This is a genomic window from Gordonia sp. 34D, assembly GCF_056682775.1.
In genome coordinates, this window is the sequence record NZ_CM155293.1 from 2,858,584 (window position 1) to 2,876,181 (window position 17,598).

The following is a 17,598-nucleotide window of genomic DNA, read 5'->3' on the forward strand; positions in this document are numbered from 1 at the left end:
CGGCAAAACCGTGCCGCATTGTGTCGGCTGAATGGCGGATACCCGGCGGGTAGAGGAACCTGATGCTCGGAGTCCGCTGCACCTATTTGCGGCGAAAGTCGCAGATTGGGATCGGATGCGGATATTTGGAACGGCACGACTGCTTCAGATCGGGCGATCGCGGAGCGTTCGCCTGGGTGCCGTTGCGCTCGCGTGCGCGGTCGCCGTGGGTGGCAGCGCGCAAAGCGTGAGCCCCATCCCGGTTGCCGAACAGCAGTCGATCCGGACTCTCAACGACGCCCCGAATCCCGATACCGCCCGCAATGCGTCGGACATCCGGCGGGTTGCGAAACCGACCCCGCAAACGCCCGCTGATCCCAATGCCGCGGTTTGTGTCGGTGCGAATGAGGCGACGCTCGACAAGGTCTTCGTGGCGATGTTCGACTCGTTCCTGCCGTCGATCCCGGCCGCGCACCGGACGGCGGCCCTGGCCGCCAAGCGGCAAGTGCTCGCCGACATGCACTCGTTGAAGATTTCGACCCTTGCCGTGAGCCTGCATCCGTCGGCATTGGGGGCTTCGCCCGAGGCACCGATCAACACGTATCGGGATCCGCTGTCGCAGTACATTGTCACGCAATTGATGAACGCGAAGAACGGCCGCTACGGGCAGACCATGCGCGTCGAGAACCTGACGTTGTCGCAGGCCGTCGAGTCCGCGTGGCTGTACTTCTACCTGACGGCCGTCATTCCGTTGACGTTCCTCAAAGACACCATGCCGTCGGTGACTGCGGTGGGCCCGGTGTCCCTCGGCATGCTGATCACGTTGCCGATCACCATCGGCGTCGCGGGACTGAAGATGATGTACACGATGATCGGCAACGCCATCATCGACGGGTGCATCGTCAAGATGACGCCCGACGAACGACGTCATGCCGGACAGCCCGACCCCGATCTGTCGTTCGCGTCGAAGGTGCCGCAGATCATCGCCGACATTGCGGGCCAGGTCGAGATCGCCGAACCGGGATCGTGCCCGGCCATCGGCGACCTGCCGCTGAGCCGCATCGTCACCCGCACCGCTGACTACCTGACCGCCACCGCACCGAATCCCGCCGCCGCGAAGCAGATCGCCAACAGTGCCCGCGATCTGCAGAAATTCATGAAGACCGTGTGGGTGCCGCACAACCTGATCCCCGCCGATCCCGACGATCTCTCTACCGTCGAGACGCTGCTGTCGTACGGGATGGGCGTGATCCCCACGGTTGGCGGAACCATTACCGACATTGTGATCGGCCTCGGTCATAATTCGGGATCCGGCAAGAACATGGGCGAGATGGTCCGACTGTCGGATCTGACGGTGACGAAGACGATGACCGCTGCCTACTATGCGTACGCACTGACGACCCAGTTCATTTCGATCGCGAATGAGTATGCGGCCGATGCCCTGGTCCCCTTGACCGGCGGGCTCGACTTGCTGCCGCGCGTGAGTGGCCTGATCAATGCGCCCAACACCTACGGCCTCGTCGTTTATCACAGTGTTTTGCGTTCACTATGCCTATCGGAGGACCGCAAAGTGGTCCCCGCCAGCCAGCCTGCCGCCCGCTGGTAGTCACGTCACGCTGTACATTCATCACTCCTGAAGGGCCGTGGCCCGCGCCCGCGGTTCGACGTCAACCGGCAGCAGACGGTAGGTAAGCCACTGGTATTCGGTCTCCACGACCACCTCGTCGCAGGTGCTTCCGTCAGGGTGGCGGCGGCCACGTTGCTGCGGGGTAGCCCACCTGGCACTGGTGATCGCACATAAACAAGGAAGGCCCAGCATTCCGAGGAACGCTGGGCCTTCTCTGTGGCACTGGCAGTGCCGTCTCAACTAATGCGAATTGCGGGGTGAACCTGCGGGACGAGCGGAGCGACGACGGCGGCGCGGTGCACCTGCCCCCTCATTGGACTCGGGACGCGAGTTGGCATTGCGCGTCGGCTTCGACGTCGACGACCGTCCACCGTGCTCACCCTGGCTTGCACCGGCGCTACGGTTCGGTTTGCGGTGCCCTGCGGCCTGCGCGGCGCGACGACGGCCCTGGCCGCCGATACGCGAGCCGCGCGAGCCGCCACCCGAACGCTGCTGCGGTGCCGGAGCGGCAACAACGGGGGTATCGCGGTACGGGGCGCGCTCGCCCACGAGTTCGTCAACGACGTCCGACTTCGCGGTGACCTGCTGGCCGGGCACCTTGATAGCTGCCTTCTGCAGCAGTTTGCGGAGATCTCCCCACTGCTCGGGCAGGCAGATCGTGACGACGTCGCCTGCCGAACCGGCGCGCGCGGTGCGACCCGAGCGGTGCAGGTAAGCCTTGTGTTCGGCTGGCGGATCTACGTGGACGACGAGTTCAACACCGTCGACGTGCACGCCGCGAGCGGCGACGTCCGTCGCGACGAGCACCTTGGCACCGTCCGGTGCGGCGAAGGCGGCAAGGTTGCGATCACGTTGACCCTGCGACAGGTTGCCGTGGAGGTCGACGGCCGGAATGCCCTCGGAAGTCAGCTTCTTGGCCAACTTCTTAGCTTGGTGCTTGGTGCGGGTGAAAAGGATGCGGCGGCCGGTGCCCGAGGCGAGTTCCCGAACTAGTTCGCCCTTTTCGGCGGCGCTCGGCACGCGGAAGACGTGGTGCGTCATCTGTGCGACGGGCGACGTCGCATCTTCCAACGAGTGGGTGACCGGCTGGTTCAGGAAGCGCTTGACGATCTTGTCGACCCCGTTGTCGAGCGTCGCCGAGAACAGCATGCGCTGCCCGCCGGTCGGGGTGGCCGCCAAGATGCGGGTGACGACCGGCAGAAAGCCGAGGTCAGCCATGTGATCGGCTTCGTCGAGCACGGTGATCTTGACGTCGTCGAGGGAGACGATGCGTTGACGCATGAGGTCCTCGAGGCGGCCCGGGCAGGCGACGACGATATCGGCACCGGCGCGCATGGCCGACTCTTGGCGACTCTGCTTGACGCCACCGAAGATGGTGGTGACGCGCAGGCCGACGGCGTTGGCGAGAGGTTCCATCGCGGTCGCGATCTGCGTCGCGAGTTCACGGGTGGGCGACAGGACAAGCCCGGTGGGGCGACCCGGCTTGCGGCGGACGCCGGCCTCGGCCAGGCGAGTGACGAGGGGGATCGAGAATGCGAGGGTTTTGCCCGAGCCGGTCTTACCGCGGCCGAGCGCATCCTTGCCGATGAGGGTGTCGGGGAGAGTGCGTTCCTGAATTGGGAACGCGGTCGATTTGCCTTCAGCGGTCAGCGCATCGGCAATGGGAAGTGGCACGCCGAGGTCGGCGAAAGTAGTCATTAAAAGAGGGCTGCCTTAATTGCAGGATTCGCGCGCAGCACTGCGCCGCAGACGAATTCAGGTGGCGAACACGCGCGGTTTCGCGTGTCGGTTCGCCGTATGAATGGTCAACGCACCCGCGAGAATTCCGGGGTCTGCGTGGAGGCGTTCTACGACGATCGGCGCTAGGCACCGAGTGGACGAGCGCACCTTCCGGGACGCTCCGACTTTCTCAGCCTACGGCAATTCGAGCCAGCGACCAGCACTCAGTGGTGGACGGCACAGTGCCCCGTGGCCCCTTCTCGCATGATGCGTTCGTTCCCGCACCACGTCTGACGTGGTGCGGGAACGAACGCATCATGCGAGAAGGGAGGCGAGGCGCCGCACGGCGAATTCGTAGCCCGCGGTGCCGCAACCGGCGATGACGGCGGCGGCGATCGGCGAAATGTACGAATGGTGACGGAAGGTTTCTCGGGCGTGCACATTGCTGATGTGCACCTCGACAATCGGTACTTCGGGGATCACCAGGGCGTCGGCCAGGGCGACGGACGTGTGCGTCCAGCCACCGGGGTTGATGACGATGCCGCTAACCTCACCGCGCGCCGCATGGATCGCGTCGATCATCTCGCCCTCGTGATTGGTCTGCAGCGCACGCACACCGAAATCGAGTTCGGCGGCCACCCGCTCTACCAGCAGCACCACATCCGCAAGGGTGTCGGCACCGTAAACCTCTGGTTGTCGGGCCCCGAGCATGTTCAAGTTGGGTCCGTTGAGCAGCAGGATCGGAAGATTGCCGGTAGCGCCGGTTACTGAGGCCTCAGACATAAGTGCACTCTACTTGGCTTAGGATCAACTGCTGTGCCAGCATTCTCTGTCCGACGCGCTCAGTTAGTCGCCATCGTTGCTGGCATTCTCGGTGTGTTCCTAGCTTTGGCGACCCCGCTTCTGCCGGTTAAACAAACCGTCGCCGAGGTCTCGTGGCCGCAAAATGGCGTCGTCGAATCGGTATCGGCACCCCTATTTTCGTATGCGCCGATCAGCCTGAACGCCGATATTCCGTGTCGGGCGGTCGAATCGCTGCCCGCGGGCGAGTCGGTGCTGCTGTCGACGACGTCGCCATCGGCACCCAAAGCCTCCGACCGTGGCCTGTTTGTTCGTGTCACCGGGTCGGCAAACCCCAACGTTGAGGTCGTCACCCGGAATATCCCGATCCTGACCGCGCCGCTCTCGGCAGTCACCTCGGACCGGTGCGAGCGCATCGAGATCCGCGCCTCCGCGAGTGAAGTCAGCGCGACGTTCGTCGGCCTCACCGACGCGGCGGGCGACGAAATGACCGCGGCCACCGGCAGTGGCGACATCCCCGGTGGAGATCAGCGGCCACAGGTCACCGGCCTGTTCACCCAGTTGACGGGCCCCGCCGCCAGCTTGCCGGGCCTCACCGCGCACATGGTGATTGACTCCCGCTACAGCACGGCACCCACGCTCACGAAATGGCTGGCGATTGTTTTTGGGATCCTGTGCACGCTGATGGCGTTGGCGGCCCTGGCCCGCCTCGACGCCACTGACCGCCGCGGACACCGCCGGATTTTCCCGGCCCGCTGGTGGCGCCTCAACTCTCGCGACTACACCGTCATCGGGTTGTTGGCCCTGTGGCACATGATCGGACCTAATACTTCCGACGACGGCTACCTGATGACGATGTCGCGGGTGGCGCAGAGCAGTGACTACACGGCCAACTACTTCCGCTGGTTCGGCGCACCGGAAGCGCCTTTTGGCTGGTACTACGAAATTTTCGGACTCCTCAGCCATGTCACCGTTGCCAGTCCCTGGATGCGACTGCCCGCGCTGGCCTGCGGAATCATCAGTTGGCTGATTATCAGTCACGAAATTCTGCCGCGGATTGGGCGTGCCGCTCGAGTGCGGGCAGCGGTGCCGTGGACGGCGGCCGCCGTGTTCCTCGTCGCCTGGTTCCCCTTCAACAATGGGCTGCGCCCCGAGCCGATTATCTGCCTCGGTGCCCTCCTCACCTGGTGTTCGGTTGAGCGGTCCATCGCGACGGGCCGCCTCCTGCCCGCCGCGGTTGCCTGCACGGCCGGCGCATTCAGCATCGCCGCAGGCCCCACCGGGGTGCTGGCCGTTGCCGCCCTCGTCGCTGGCGCGCGCCCCATGTTCCTGGCGTTACGCAAGCGCGCCATCGAGGTCAACGCGCTCACCGGGCGCGGCTCGTTCACCGCCTACCTCAGCCTGGTGGCACCGATCGTCGCGGCGGGCACGTTTGTCATTTTCGTCGTCTTCTCCAAGCTCACGTTAAGTGCCTTCAGCGAAGCGTCCGCCATGAAGACCGCCCTTGGACCGTCGCTGAACTGGTACAACGAGATCGACCGCTACTCATCGCTGTTCGCGTTTTCGGCCGACGGTTCCATCGCTCGCCGGTTTACCGTCGTCGCGATGGTCCTCAGCATGACGATCGCCGGGGCGGTCCTTATCCGAAAGTCACGCATCCCCGGCACGGCACTGGGACCGGCTCGACGCATCGTCGGCATCACCTTCGGTTCGCTGCTGTTTTTGATGTTTACGCCAACCAAGTGGACGCACCACTTCGGTGTCTTCGCCGGGCTGGCGGCGGCCCTCGCCGCGCTGGCGACGATTGCCGCCAGCGCGCAGTCCACGCATTCGCGGCGCAATCGGACCGTCGCCGGTGCCCTGGTGTTGTTCACCCTCGCCCTGTCACTGACCGCGCCCAACTCGTACTACTACGCCTCAGCCTGGGGTATGCCGTGGGGCACCTCCCAGGTCGCGATCGCGGGAGTCCCACTCGGCGACATTCTGCTGTACGCGGCCCTCGCTCTGCTCGCACTGGCACTGTGGTTCCACTTCCGGGAACCCTTCGCCGGTACCGATCCCCAGCCCGCGCCGGCTCGCGACCAATCACGCCTGCACCGCACCGCCACTTCTGCAACGCGCGTCGTCGCTGCGGCACCACTCGGGATCGCCGCCGGGGCCGTGGTGGTCTTCCTCGTGTGGACGGCGGCCATGACCGGGGTCCACCAGAGCGAATCGTTCTCGGTGCCGCGATCGAACTTCGCCGCTCTGGCCGGTAAGCCCTGCGGCATGGCCGACAAAGTCCTCGTCGAATCCGATCCCAGCCAGTTCCTCCTCGAACCGGTCGACAAGACCCTGCCCAACCCGCTCGCCGGATCGTCGACACCATCGCCCACTGACCCCGATCATCGACCGACCAGCGGTTTCACCCCGGACGGTATCCCCGACAGTGTCGATACCAAGGCTCCGTCTGGGGCCTTCGGCGTCCTCGCGCGCGACACCGCCATCAACCCCGACCTGCTGATCGCGAACAGCGGCGGCACCGGCGGCGGAACCACCACCTCCGCGGGTATCAACGGCAGCCACGCCGAGCTGCCCTTCGAGCTCGATCCCGCGCGCACGCCGGTGTTGGGTAGTTACAACGCCGACGAGCAGACCCCGTCGACCCTGACCTCGGGTTGGTACCGTCTGCCCGCCGACTGGCGCGACCGCCCGCTGCTGTCCCTGTCTGCCGCTGGCCTCTTTGCGCCGTCGAACCTGAAGTTGCAGTACACCGATCAGGAGTTGACGCCCGGCATCAAGGACAACTCAATCGTGCCGACAGGCTCGATCGGGCTGATCGATCCGGGACCGCGACCGTCGTGGCGCAACGTCCGCATTGATACCGCTTCGCTCCCGAAAGACTTGACGGCCGTCCGCATTGTCGCCACCGACTACGATCTCGCCGCCGACCATTTCATTGTTGTCACCCCGCCCCGACTGCCGCAGATGCAGACCCTGCAGGAAGTGGTTGGTTCCGAAGCACCGACGCACGTGGACTGGACGTCGGGCCTTTTTGTGCCATGTCAACGGCCGTTCAATTTCCATGCGGGCGTAACCGAGATCCCCGAGTGGCGCATCCGGCCCGGTGCCGACCTCGCCGCGGTTAGCGCATGGCAGAGCGCACTCGGCGGCGGTCCGCTCGGCTGGCTCGAGGTATCGCAGCGCGCCAACACGGTCGCGACGTACCTGTCCGACGACATTGGCCGCGACTGGGGTGCCCTCGAACGGTATTCCTCGTACGACGACGCGGTTCCCGCGACCATCGACTACAGCGAAGTGGTTCGCAGCGGCCTCTGGAGTCCCGCGCCGATCCGGTACTGAGGTAACGCGTTCCTCGGGACCAAGCAACTCCAGGTTTGGGTCTGTTTGCGTCGAGTCGACTAACGTCAGAGGGCGTGCCAGACGCGACACCGACTTCACCCGACACCGTGACCGACCGCAGGTCGAGCCCACTGACGGCTTCGACCGCTCGAATCGTTGCGGCTGTAGCCGGGGTGATCGCCGTTTTAGCGGCACTCGCCACCCCGCTGTTGCCAGTTGAGACATCGGCGGCCACCATTTCGTGGCCGCAGGGACAGTCCTTGAACTCGGCAGATCCGTCGATCGTCGCACCGCTGATCGCGCAGACTGCTCAGCAGGTCGATGTCACGATTGCCTGCAGCGTGCTCGCCGACGTCAAGACCAATGGCACCATCCTGTCGAGCATGCCGCCCGGTGCGCAGCGCGCCGCCAACAAGGCCTTGACCGTTACCGCGAATGACGCAAACATCACCGTGCTGTTCCGCAGCAATGTCGCGGCTGTCGCCTCGCGTGCCGACATTGCGGCAGGCAAATGCACCAATTTGCGGATCTTCTCCGGGCCCACCGCGACGGGTGCCGAGTTCGTCGGGATCGCGCCGCCCAAATTGCTCGAAGCCGACAAGCGGCCGCAGATCGACGGTCTGTACACGACGCTGACGACCGCCCAGGTCAAGGCTGCGGGCGACGGTATCCGCGCCCGGATTGTCGTTGATAACCGCTACGAGTCGCACGCTTCGCCCCTTAAGACCCTCGCCATCATCGTCGCCGTCCTGGCCACCTTGATCGCACTGTTCGCACTGTGGTGCCTCGATCGTCTCTTCGGCTACCGCGGCGGCCTGGCCCAGCGGACCGGTTCGTTCTTCTCCCGCATCCGGATCCGACTGTCGGACCTGGCGGTGGGCGGTGTCCTCATCCTGTGGACGTTTATCGGTGCCGGCGCGCCCGACGACGGCTACATCCTCAACATGGCCCGCACCTCGGGCGATGCCGGATATCTGTCGAACTACTACCGGTTCTACGGCATCGCCGAGGCACCGTTTGACTGGTACTACAGCTTCCTCGCCCTGTGGGCCAAGATCTCTCCGACGATCCTGTGGATGCATTTGCCGCAGCTTGTTGCCGGTATCGCATCGTGGATCCTGATTTCCCGAGTGGTGCTCCCCCGACTGCTCGACGTGGCCCGTACCGCCACCACCAAACTCGAGCGTCATACGGCGTCGTCGTGGGCGGCGTGGACTGCCGGTGCCGTTTTCCTCTCGTTCTGGCTTCCGTTCTGTTCGGGCCTGCGCACCGAGGCGATCATTGTGCTCGGTTCGTTGTTGACCTGGTGGGCCACCGAGGTCGCGATTAGCCGCAAACGCATGCTGCCCGCAGCTCTCGCCGCTACGACCGCCGGTTTCACCTTGGCCTTGGCGCCGCAGGGCATCGTGGGTGCCGCGATCTTGCTGGTTGCCGCCCGACCGATGCTGCACGTGCTGGTCGACCGTCGCCGCGAGGCTGGTCTGGCTGCCCTCCTCGCCCCGATTGCTGCCGCCGCGACCATCGTCGCAGTGGTGGTTTTCCGGGATCAGAGCATCATGAATGTCCTTGAGGCGATGAAGATCCGGTACCAGACCGGGCCCATTGTGCCGTGGCATCAAGAGTTCCTGCGGTACTACTTCCTGTCGGTCGGCACGCCCGACGGTGCTCTGGCCCGTCGTATCCCGGTGCTGCTAGCCTTTGTTGCCGCCTTCATCGTGGCCGCGGTCCTGCTGCGTCGCGGTGGCATCAAGGGGGTTGCGACGGCTCCCGCATGGCGGTTGATCGGCGCGTTCGGTGTCAGCTTGCTGCTGCTGTTCGCAACCCCGATTAAGTGGACCATCCAATTTGGTGTCCTCACCGGCTTCGGTGCGGCCATGGCCGGGCTTGCTGCCATTGCGATCGCGCAGAGCAGCGCGCGATCGTTGCGGAACCTCTCGGCGTTGACCGCCGGTTTGCTGTTTGCCCTGGCGTTCGCCTCAGCGGGCACCAACGCCTGGCCGTACGCCTACAACCTGGGCATTCCGTGGTTCAATATCGCGCCTGTGGTCGCGGGTATCGAAGTCTCGTCGATCCTGCTGGCGTTGGCTGTGGCCGCGGTCGCGGTGACCCTGTGGCTGCATTTGCGCTCCGACTACACCACCAACAGGGGCTTGGCCCACCATCCCGAGGGTGCCCCCGATTCGCCTGCGGACCGTCGTCGGATCGCGATTGCGTCGACCCCGCTGATGGTGATCGCCGCACTCATGGTCGCTGCCACTTTGATCGCCTTTGGCCGGGCCGTGGTGCTTCGTGCCCCGGCTATGACGGTGGCCAGCAACAATGTCGACGCGCTGCGCGGTCAGCCGTGCGCGATGGCCGACCAGGTGCTTGCTGAACCCGATCCGAACGCCAATATGTTGACCCCCGCAGACGGAAAGTCGGCAACTGCCGCCCTCACCGGCACCAAGTCCGTCGGTTTCACCCCCGACGGGATTCCGTCCGACCTGACGCCCGACAATCGCAACGCCCGCGCGGGACAGATGCACGTCGGCGGCTCCACGTCGAAGCCGTTTAACATCATCGGCGGCCTCGGCGCTGGCACCACCGGCGGTAAAGGCCCGGAGACGATTAACGGCTCAACGGCCCTGCTGCCGTTCGACTTGGATCCCAAGAAAACACCGGTGCTTGGCAGTTACGGTTTCGGTGCCAACGCGCATCTGACGACCGGATGGTACGACCTTCCGGCCCGGGACGCCTCGCCGATCATTGCCTTCGCCACGGCCGGAGCCGTTTCGACGATCAACGCCGACGGGGTGCCAACCTACGGTCAGAAGCTGGTTGTCCAGTTTGGCACCAAAGCCGCCGACGGCACGTTTACCCAAGTCGGTGGCGACGTGATCCCTGTCGATCCCGGACCCGTGATCCCCAACCGGCCATGGCGAAATCTGCGCGTCCCGATGACTGCGGTACCGGCAAAGGCCGAGGTGATGCGCCTGGTTCTTGACGACACCAACCTCGGACCGATGCAGTTCATCGCTATCACGCCGCCGCGTGCCCCGAAGCTGCAGACCTTGCAGGAACTGGTGGGCTCCGACGACCCGGTGCTCATCGACTTCCCCGTTGCCGCGCATTTCCCGTGCCAGCGTCCCCTCGCAATCACGCACGGTGTGGCCGAGGTCCCCGACTGGCGCATCCTGCCCGATTACGTGATGGCGAACTCGCAGTCGAAGACGTGGATGGCTGCCAATTCCGGTGGCCTCCTTTCGATCAGTGAGTCGACGACGTCGTCGGTGACCGTGCCGACCTATCTCCGAGATGATTGGCATCAGGACTGGGGTTCCCTTGAAAAGCTGACGTCGTTGAGTCCTGACGCCACCGTCGCCACCGTCGACACGTCCGCAGTTTCGACTTGGGGCTGGTCGCGGACCGGTTCGATCCGGGTGGAGCCAACTAAATGAGTGAGCAGAACGGGAAGCAAACCCAGGTGAGCGCAACCGAAACCACATCTACCGGACCGACCGGCCGGTGGAAGTTGCTGAAGGCGAACAACTATCGCAATGCCAAACTCTTGGCCGCGATTGCCGGTGTCCTCGGTTTTGTCTTAGCGGTGTTGACACCGTTGATGCCGATCAATCAGAAGACCTCCGAACTGCATTGGCCGCAGAACAACACGATCGGCAACGTGACTGCGCCCATGGTTGCGTTTGTGCCGACCGAAGTTGACCTGTCGGTGCCGTGCTCGCTCGCCAAGGAACTCCCGGCCGCTGGCGGCGTCCTGCTGTCGACGGTGCCGCGCCAAGGCAAGCAGGCGAGCGCTCGCGCCGTCTTCGTCAGCGCCACCGACAAGTCGTTGAGCATGATTGTTCGCGACGTCGTTCTGCTGTCGACCGACCGCAGCGCGCAGAACAATCCGAACTGCCGCTTCGTCATGAAGGGCGACGGCGAAGGCGTTACCGCCGCTATCGAGGGCATTGCGCCCGGCGACGCGACGTCGTATCGCGTAGACGATCCGGATATGCGCCCGCAGATTATCGGCGTCTTCTCCGACCTTCCGGCCGACGCCCCGCGCGACGGGCTGTCGTTGAATGCAACCGTCGACACTCGCTTCATTAACTCCCCGACCCCGCTGAAGTTGGCGGCCATCATTGTCGGCATCATCGCGACCATCCTGTCGCTGCTCGCGTTGGGACTGCTCGACGCCCGTGACGGCCGCGGCCACAAGCGCTTCCTGCCCGCCGGTTGGTTCACCATCCGCGGACCGGACGTAGCCGTGTTTGTGGTTCTCGCCGCTTGGTGGTTGATCGGCGGCAACACGTCCGACGACGGCTACAACATCACCGTTGCTCGCATTACCGAAGAAGCCGGGTACGCGGACAACTACTTCCGCTACTTCGGTGTGCCACAGGACCCCTTCGGTTGGCACTTCCAAGTGTTGTCGTGGATGACGAACATTTCGGTCGCCACTCCGTGGCTTCGACTGCCCTCGCTCCTGCTGGGCCTGCTCGGCTGGTGGTTGATCAGCCGCGAAGTACTGCCGCGCCTCGGTCGTGCAGTCCGGAACAGTCCGGCCGCCGTCTGGACCGGTGCGATGGTGTTCCTCACCATTTGGATGCCGTACAACAACGGTATTCGGCCCGAACCCGCCGAAGCTGTTGGCGCCCTGCTGACCTGGTGCTGCGTTGAGCGTGCGATCGCCACCCGACGGCTACTGCCGTTCGCGATTGCCGCGATCACCGCGGCTTTCACCTTGGCTCTCGCGCCCGGTGGGTTGATGGCGGCCGCAGCCCTGGTCGCTGGTTTGCGCGGTGTCGTCAAGGCGATTGTCGACCGCCGCCAACGCGACGGCCTGCTCCCGATGATCGCGCCGGTGGCGGCAGCGGGCACCGCGGTGCTCTACATGATCTTCTACTCGCAGGCCCTTGCGCCGCTGCTGGAAGGCAACAAGGTCGCGACCGAAGTCGGTCCCACCGAGCAGTGGTGGCAGGAGCCGGTTCGCTACTACTACCTGATTCTGCAGACGGGCGACGGCACGTTCCCACGTCGCTTCGGCATCCTAATGATGATCTTGGCGCTGGTCGTGGCGATTTTCCGGTTGGCTTCGCGCCGGTCGCCGAACGGTATCGCCCGCGCCCCGATGTGGCGGTTGATTGCCGTCATCATCGGCACCATGTTCTTCACGTCGTTTACCCCGACCAAGTGGACGCACCACTTCGGTATCTACGCGGGTATCGGCGCGGCACTGTGCGCGGCCGTGGCAGCGATGATGGCGCCCGCGCTGCTGCGGTCACGTCGCAACCGCGCGTTCTTCGCCTCTGCCGTACTGCTCGTGACAGCCGTATCCGCGGCAGGCACCAACATGTGGTGGTACGTCGGTAGCTACGGCATCCCCTGGTGGGACCGTCCGGTAGCGCTGGCAGGCATCAAGCTCAGCTGGATCGTGCTGCTGGCCGCCCTAATCGCCGCGGCCGTCGGCCTCTGGTACCACTTCCGGGACGACTACGTCGACGAAGCGACTCGGACCGAAGCTCATCGCAAGGGACTGTCGAAGCTGAAGGTGTCGCCGCTGCCGGTGATCGCTGGCCTCCTGGTGCTCTTCATGCTGGGCTCGTTCGCGAAGGGTGCTTGGGAGCAGCGCGACAGTTGGTCGTGGACGAAGTCGAATATCCGCGCCCTCACCGGCAACGAGTGCGGTTTGGCTAACGATGTTCTCGTCGAACCGGACCCGAACAAGACGCTGCTGAAACCGGCCGCCGTTAACGGCAGGCCCGCGCCATCACCGTTCCGTGCGCTCGCTGGTGAGAATGTTGGGTTCCGGCCCGACGGTATCCCGGCGGGTACCTACATCGATCCGTTGGAGGAGAAGCGTTCCGGGTCCGACGAGGAATCCGATCCGTCGCTCGCACCGCCGACCGCCGGTGGCGGTTCGGCAACCGACGACGGAACCGGGACCGACACCGACGAGGCACAGGAGTCCGGTGCGGAGGAAGCTGCCGAGCCAGCGGAGAAGGCGACTACGGTCCGTCTTCCGTTTGGACTCAACCCGGCAACGACGCCGGTCTTGGGTAGCTATGGCGCTCAGGGCGTGAACTCGGTAACCACCGACTGGTACGACCTCGGCTTTGACGCTGGCAGCGCACCCGAGGACAAGCCGCTCCTGACGGTTGCCGCGGCCGGTTCCATCGAGTCCATTAACGGCTTGCGGGCAGTCACTCCGGGCCGTCACCTGGTGGCCCAGTTTGGTCGACGCGACGCCAGCGGCAAAGTTGTCCCGCTGGGTGTGGCCCTCATGCCGACCGACGCGATGGAGCAAACCTACTGGCGCAACATGCGTTTCGCGCTGAAGGATGCGCCGCCCCGCGCGAACGTGGTGCAGCTCAAGGTGGTCGACGATGCGGCTGCCGTCAGCGAGTGGGTGGCGTTTACGCCGCCGCGTGTGCCGTCATTGCAGACTTTGCAGAGTGTTGTCGGCAGTACCGATCCGGTGTTTATCGACTGGATGCCCGGGCTCGTGTTCCCGTGCCAGCGGCCGATGGCTGTCAGCTACGGCATCCTTGAGGTGCCCGACTGGCGCATCATGCCCGACGCTGACGCGACGAAGCGCAATTCACAGACGTGGTCGGACGGCGTGAACGGTGGCCCGCTCGGCATCACCGACGGACTCCTTCACGGCACCCTGGTTCCGACTTACCTGCGCAACAATTGGGGCCGCGACTGGGGTGGCTTGGAGCGCTACACGATGGTCGTAGATGCACAGCCCGCCGAGATGGTGCACGGCACCCACACGGTCAGCGGCCTGTACAACCCCGCCCCTATGCGGTCGATCGGCTACTGATCGAGACGCGAACGCACTCCTAGATCTGAAGTTCGCCCATCTCGCCCCAACCGTCGCCGTCGACCTGGCGGGAAACGATCTTCGGGGTCGACACCAGGTGGGGGCGCATCGCTTCGAGGCCTTTCGCGAAGTGGTCGCTGGAGACGTGCGGGCCGGCACCGTCGTCGGTGAACGCTTCAACCAAGACGTACTCGTTCGGGTCTTCGACGCTGCGCGACCAGTCGAACCACAGGTTCCCGGGCTCGGCCCGGGTCGCGGCCGTGAAGTCGGCGACGATGGCTGGCCACGTCTCCGCGCTCTCGGGCTTGACCTGGAATTTGACGACGATGAAGTACATGAATTTTCCCTTCGACAACGGTAGCGTCCGCTCAGTTCATCATTGTGGCAATCAGCCGACCGCGGTACCGACCAATAGACCGATACCGTAGGTGACCGCCATCGCGAGGCTGCCACCGATCACCATGCGGATGGTCGGACGCCACGGGGACGACTGCCCCAGGTAGGCACCCATTGCCCCGGTGAGTGCCAGTGCGACGACCACCGTCACGAAAGTGACCGGGATACGCCACGATTCGGGTGGCAGCAGGATCGCTGCCAGCGGCAGCAGCGCGCCAACCGTAAACGAGACCGCCGAGGAAAAGGCCGCCTGCCACGGGTTCGCGAGGTCGTGGGGGTCGATACCGAGTTCGGACTCACTGTGGGCGGCAAAGGCATCCTTTGCCGACACTTCGGCGGCGGCCTGCTCTGCCGTGGCCCGGCTCATGCCCTTCGACTCGTAAATGTCGGCGAGTTCGGCCAGTTCGGCGACGGGCTCGTTGTCGAGTTCCCACCGCTCCTTGGCAAGGAGAGCTGCCTCCGTGTCGCGCTGAGTGCTGACAGAGACATACTCGCCGAGCGCCATCGATACCGCGCCAGCAGCCAATCCGGCGATACCCGCAGTGAAGACCGGCCCGCGTGCCGCGGTGGTCGCGGCAACCCCGACGACGATGCCCGCCGTCGACACGATCCCGTCGTTGGCACCGAGCACTCCGGCCCTCAACCAGTTCAGCCGACCAGCAAGATTATTGGCGTGCGGTTCATGGCCATGCACTGCGTCGTCAGTAGTCACTCGCCCAGTGTTGCCGAAGGCCCAATGGCCCGGCAAGCGTCTAACTGGGAAGTCGCTGGGAATTTGCGGGCAGGTCGTTTCGGACGCAGCCGTGACGCGCGAGCGACCGTAAAGTCTTGCGAATGGATACCATCAACGGGTTGCCTGCCCACCCGCTGCTCGTGCACTTCGTCGTGGTCGCTGTGCCTGTCGCGGCACTCGTGGCAATTGCTATCGCCGCTTGGCCGCGAGCACGGCAAGCTTTGGGAGCCTTCCCGTCTCTGCTCGCTCTCGTCACGCTGATTGCCGTACCGATTACCACTAGCGCGGGCGAATCGCTCGAGAAGACCCTTCCGGAAACGCCGCAGTTGCAGCGTCACGCCGAGTTGGGTGACGAACTGATCCTGGCCGTCGGGCCGCTGTTCGGTCTCGTCGCACTGCTGTACCTGCTGCAGCTACCTGCCGTGACAGCACGACTACCGCTGTCCGAATCGGCCCTCAAGTGGCTCGACGTGACGGTGCGCGTAGCAACCGTCGCCGCCGCTATCGCCGCCCTCATCATGGTGGTCTTGGCCGGCGATAGCGGAGCGAAATCAGTCTGGGGCTAGTCCCTGAGTTAGATCGGCATCAGGAAGTGCTTGCGCGGGTTGCGCAGCACTTCCTTGTCGCGCAGTTGCGCGAGCGCCTTCCGCAACTGCAGGCGGGTTTCGGCTGGTTCGATGACGGCGTCAATGTAGCCGCGCTCGGCAGCCAGGTAGGGCGTCGCCATCATCGCGTTGTAGAACGCGATGAAGTCTTGACGCACCTTGTCGGCATCGTTCGCGGACATGCCTTCGGTCTGGCGGCGGGTCAGGACGGCGGCAGCCGACTCCGCACCCATCACCGCAATCTTGGCGGTGGGCCAGGCAAAGTTGATGTCGGCACCGAGCTGCTTGGAACCCATCACCGCGTACGCGCCACCGTAAGCCTTACGCAGGACGACGGTGATTTTCGGGACGGTCGCTTCGACGTAGGCGAACAGGAACTTGCCCGACCGTCGAATCGTGCCTTTCTGTTCCTCCACCAGGCCGGGAAGGATGCCGGGTGTATCGACGAGGAAGACGAGCGGAATGTTGTATGCATTGCAGGTGCGGACGAAGCGAGTCGCCTTCTCTGACGAGTCGGTGTCAATCGTGCCCGCCATGACGTTCGGTTGATTCGCGACAACGCCGACGCTGCGGCCGTCAATGCGCGCGTACCCGGTCAGGATGTTCGGCGCGAACAGTTCGGATACCTCGTGGAATGCACCATCGTCGAAGAGTCGGATGATGATGTCGCGCATGTCGTAGCCGGCATTGTCGTTGTCGGGCATGAACGTGTTGAGTTCCAGGTCCGACTCGGTGACCTCGGGTTCGAGACCCGGGTTGATGACCGGCGGCTGTTCGTGGGCACTCGACGGCATGTACTCGAGGTACTCGCGCACCCACGCGAACGCGGCGGCTTCATCGGCTGCCACGTGGTGGATGTTGCCCCAGAGCGCCTGGTTGTGGGCGCTACCCAAATCTTCGGCGGAAATCTCTTCACCGGTGGTCTGCTTGATGACGTCGGGCCCGGTGACAAACATGTAGCTCTTGTCCTCGACCGCAACCAGGATGTCCGTGTTGGCCGGGGTGTAGACGGCGCCGCCTGCACATTTACCCAGGATCACGGAGACCTGCGGCGACAGACCCGACAGCAGGTCGTTGCGTCGTCCCATCTCCGCGTACCAGGCGAGTGAGGTGACGGCATCTTGGATGCGGGCGCCTGCCGAGTCGTTGATGCCGACCATCGGGCAGCCGAGCTTGCCCGCCCACTCCATCAGCGCCGACACCTTGCGGCCAAACATTTCGCCGACGGTGCCGCCCATGACGGTCTGGTCGTGGCTGAAGGCCGCCACGGGACGCCCATTAACCATGCCGTGCCCGGTGACGACGCCGTCGCCGTAGCCGGTGTCGCCCGCGCCGGGCATCTTCGCCAGCGCACCGACCTCGACGAACGTGCCGGGATCGAACAGCAACTCCAGCCGTGCGCGCGGCGAAAGGATGCCCTTCTTTGCGCGCTTGGCGACGGCCGCGTCACCTCCGGGCTCCTTGGCGAGTTCGAGCTTCTCGCGCAGGTCCGCCAGCTTGGCAGCAGTTGTCTCGATCCGAGCAGTTTCAGTCACAGCAGTCCCATCCGCAGCAGTCGTTTCAGTCACTCGTCTACAGTCTTTCC

10 protein-coding genes are annotated in these 17,598 nt (G+C 64.6%); 5 read left to right on the plus strand and 5 right to left on the minus strand.

Annotation, left to right across the window (positions count from 1 at the left end):
• Positions 1 to 31 precede the first annotated feature (31 nt).
• The gene (locus AC1L34_RS13370) at positions 32 to 1,585 is read left to right on the plus strand and encodes a hypothetical protein (protein ID WP_424295686.1); all 1,554 of its coding nucleotides are present in this window, start codon (positions 32 to 34) and stop codon (positions 1,583 to 1,585) included.
• 261 nt (positions 1,586 to 1,846) lie between these two features.
• Here the strand turns inward: AC1L34_RS13370 and AC1L34_RS13375 are convergent, their stop codons facing one another.
• Both AC1L34_RS13375 and aroQ read right to left on the minus strand, forming a co-directional pair.
• Positions 1,847 to 3,304 carry a DEAD/DEAH box helicase gene (locus AC1L34_RS13375; RefSeq protein WP_424325286.1) on the minus strand — a complete coding sequence of 486 codons (1,458 nt, stop codon included), beginning with the start codon at positions 3,302 to 3,304 and terminating at the stop codon, positions 1,847 to 1,849.
• A gap of 336 nt (positions 3,305 to 3,640) precedes the next feature.
• A complete protein-coding gene (gene aroQ / locus AC1L34_RS13380; protein ID WP_424321939.1) occupies positions 3,641 to 4,108 on the minus strand; it encodes a type II 3-dehydroquinate dehydratase in 468 nt (155 codons plus the stop codon).
• Positions 4,109 to 4,141: 33 nt separating this feature from the next.
• On the opposite strand from aroQ, the gene AC1L34_RS13385 reads away from it, so the two are divergent.
• The 3 genes from AC1L34_RS13385 to AC1L34_RS13395 all read left to right on the plus strand — a co-directional run bounded on the left by AC1L34_RS13385 (position 4,142) and on the right by AC1L34_RS13395 (position 14,279).
• Positions 4,142 to 7,468, plus strand: a complete 3,327-nt coding sequence (locus tag AC1L34_RS13385; RefSeq protein WP_424321940.1) for an arabinosyltransferase domain-containing protein — start codon at positions 4,142 to 4,144, stop codon at positions 7,466 to 7,468.
• A 74-nt stretch (positions 7,469 to 7,542) separates the two neighbouring features.
• Positions 7,543 to 10,905 (plus strand): arabinosyltransferase domain-containing protein, encoded by a 3,363-nt coding sequence (locus tag AC1L34_RS13390; protein ID WP_424321941.1) that lies wholly within the window; start codon positions 7,543 to 7,545, stop codon positions 10,903 to 10,905.
• Entirely contained in the window at positions 10,902 to 14,279 is a 3,378-nt protein-coding gene (locus AC1L34_RS13395; protein ID WP_424321942.1) for an arabinosyltransferase domain-containing protein, read from the plus strand. Before AC1L34_RS13390 ends, AC1L34_RS13395 begins: the two co-directional genes overlap by 4 nt.
• 19 nt (positions 14,280 to 14,298) lie before the next feature.
• Here AC1L34_RS13395 and AC1L34_RS13400 read toward each other — a convergent pair whose 3' ends face one another.
• Positions 14,299 to 14,616, minus strand: coding sequence for a putative quinol monooxygenase (locus AC1L34_RS13400; RefSeq protein WP_424293702.1), 318 nt, complete (start codon positions 14,614 to 14,616; stop codon positions 14,299 to 14,301).
• A gap of 51 nt (positions 14,617 to 14,667) precedes the next feature.
• Positions 14,668 to 15,387, minus strand: a complete 720-nt coding sequence (locus tag AC1L34_RS13405; protein WP_424293703.1) for a VIT1/CCC1 transporter family protein — start codon at positions 15,385 to 15,387, stop codon at positions 14,668 to 14,670.
• A gap of 122 nt (positions 15,388 to 15,509) precedes the next feature.
• Here AC1L34_RS13405 and AC1L34_RS13410 point away from each other — a divergent pair, with 122 nt between their 5' ends.
• Positions 15,510 to 15,974 carry a DUF2231 domain-containing protein gene (locus AC1L34_RS13410; protein WP_424293704.1) on the plus strand — a complete coding sequence of 155 codons (465 nt, stop codon included), beginning with the start codon at positions 15,510 to 15,512 and terminating at the stop codon, positions 15,972 to 15,974.
• 8 nt (positions 15,975 to 15,982) lie between these two features.
• On the opposite strand, the gene AC1L34_RS13415 is transcribed toward AC1L34_RS13410, so the two are convergent.
• Positions 15,983 to 17,530: an acyl-CoA carboxylase subunit beta gene (locus tag AC1L34_RS13415; protein WP_424321956.1), complete on the minus strand. Its 1,548-nt coding sequence runs from the start codon at positions 17,528 to 17,530 to the stop codon at positions 15,983 to 15,985.
• Positions 17,531 to 17,598 lie beyond the last annotated feature (68 nt).

Coding starts and splice junctions, on each gene's coding strand:
- AC1L34_RS13370 (WP_424295686.1), top strand. CDS start 32: ATGGCGGATACCCGGCGGGTAGAGGAACCTGATGCTCGGAGTCCGCTG.
- AC1L34_RS13375 (WP_424325286.1), bottom strand. CDS start 3,304: ATGACTACTTTCGCCGACCTCGGCGTGCCACTTCCCATTGCCGATGCG.
- AC1L34_RS13410 (WP_424293704.1), top strand. CDS start 15,510: ATGGATACCATCAACGGGTTGCCTGCCCACCCGCTGCTCGTGCACTTC.
- AC1L34_RS13400 (WP_424293702.1), bottom strand. CDS start 14,616: ATGTACTTCATCGTCGTCAAATTCCAGGTCAAGCCCGAGAGCGCGGAG.
- aroQ (WP_424321939.1), bottom strand. CDS start 4,108: ATGTCTGAGGCCTCAGTAACCGGCGCTACCGGCAATCTTCCGATCCTG.
- AC1L34_RS13395 (WP_424321942.1), top strand. CDS start 10,902: ATGAGTGAGCAGAACGGGAAGCAAACCCAGGTGAGCGCAACCGAAACC.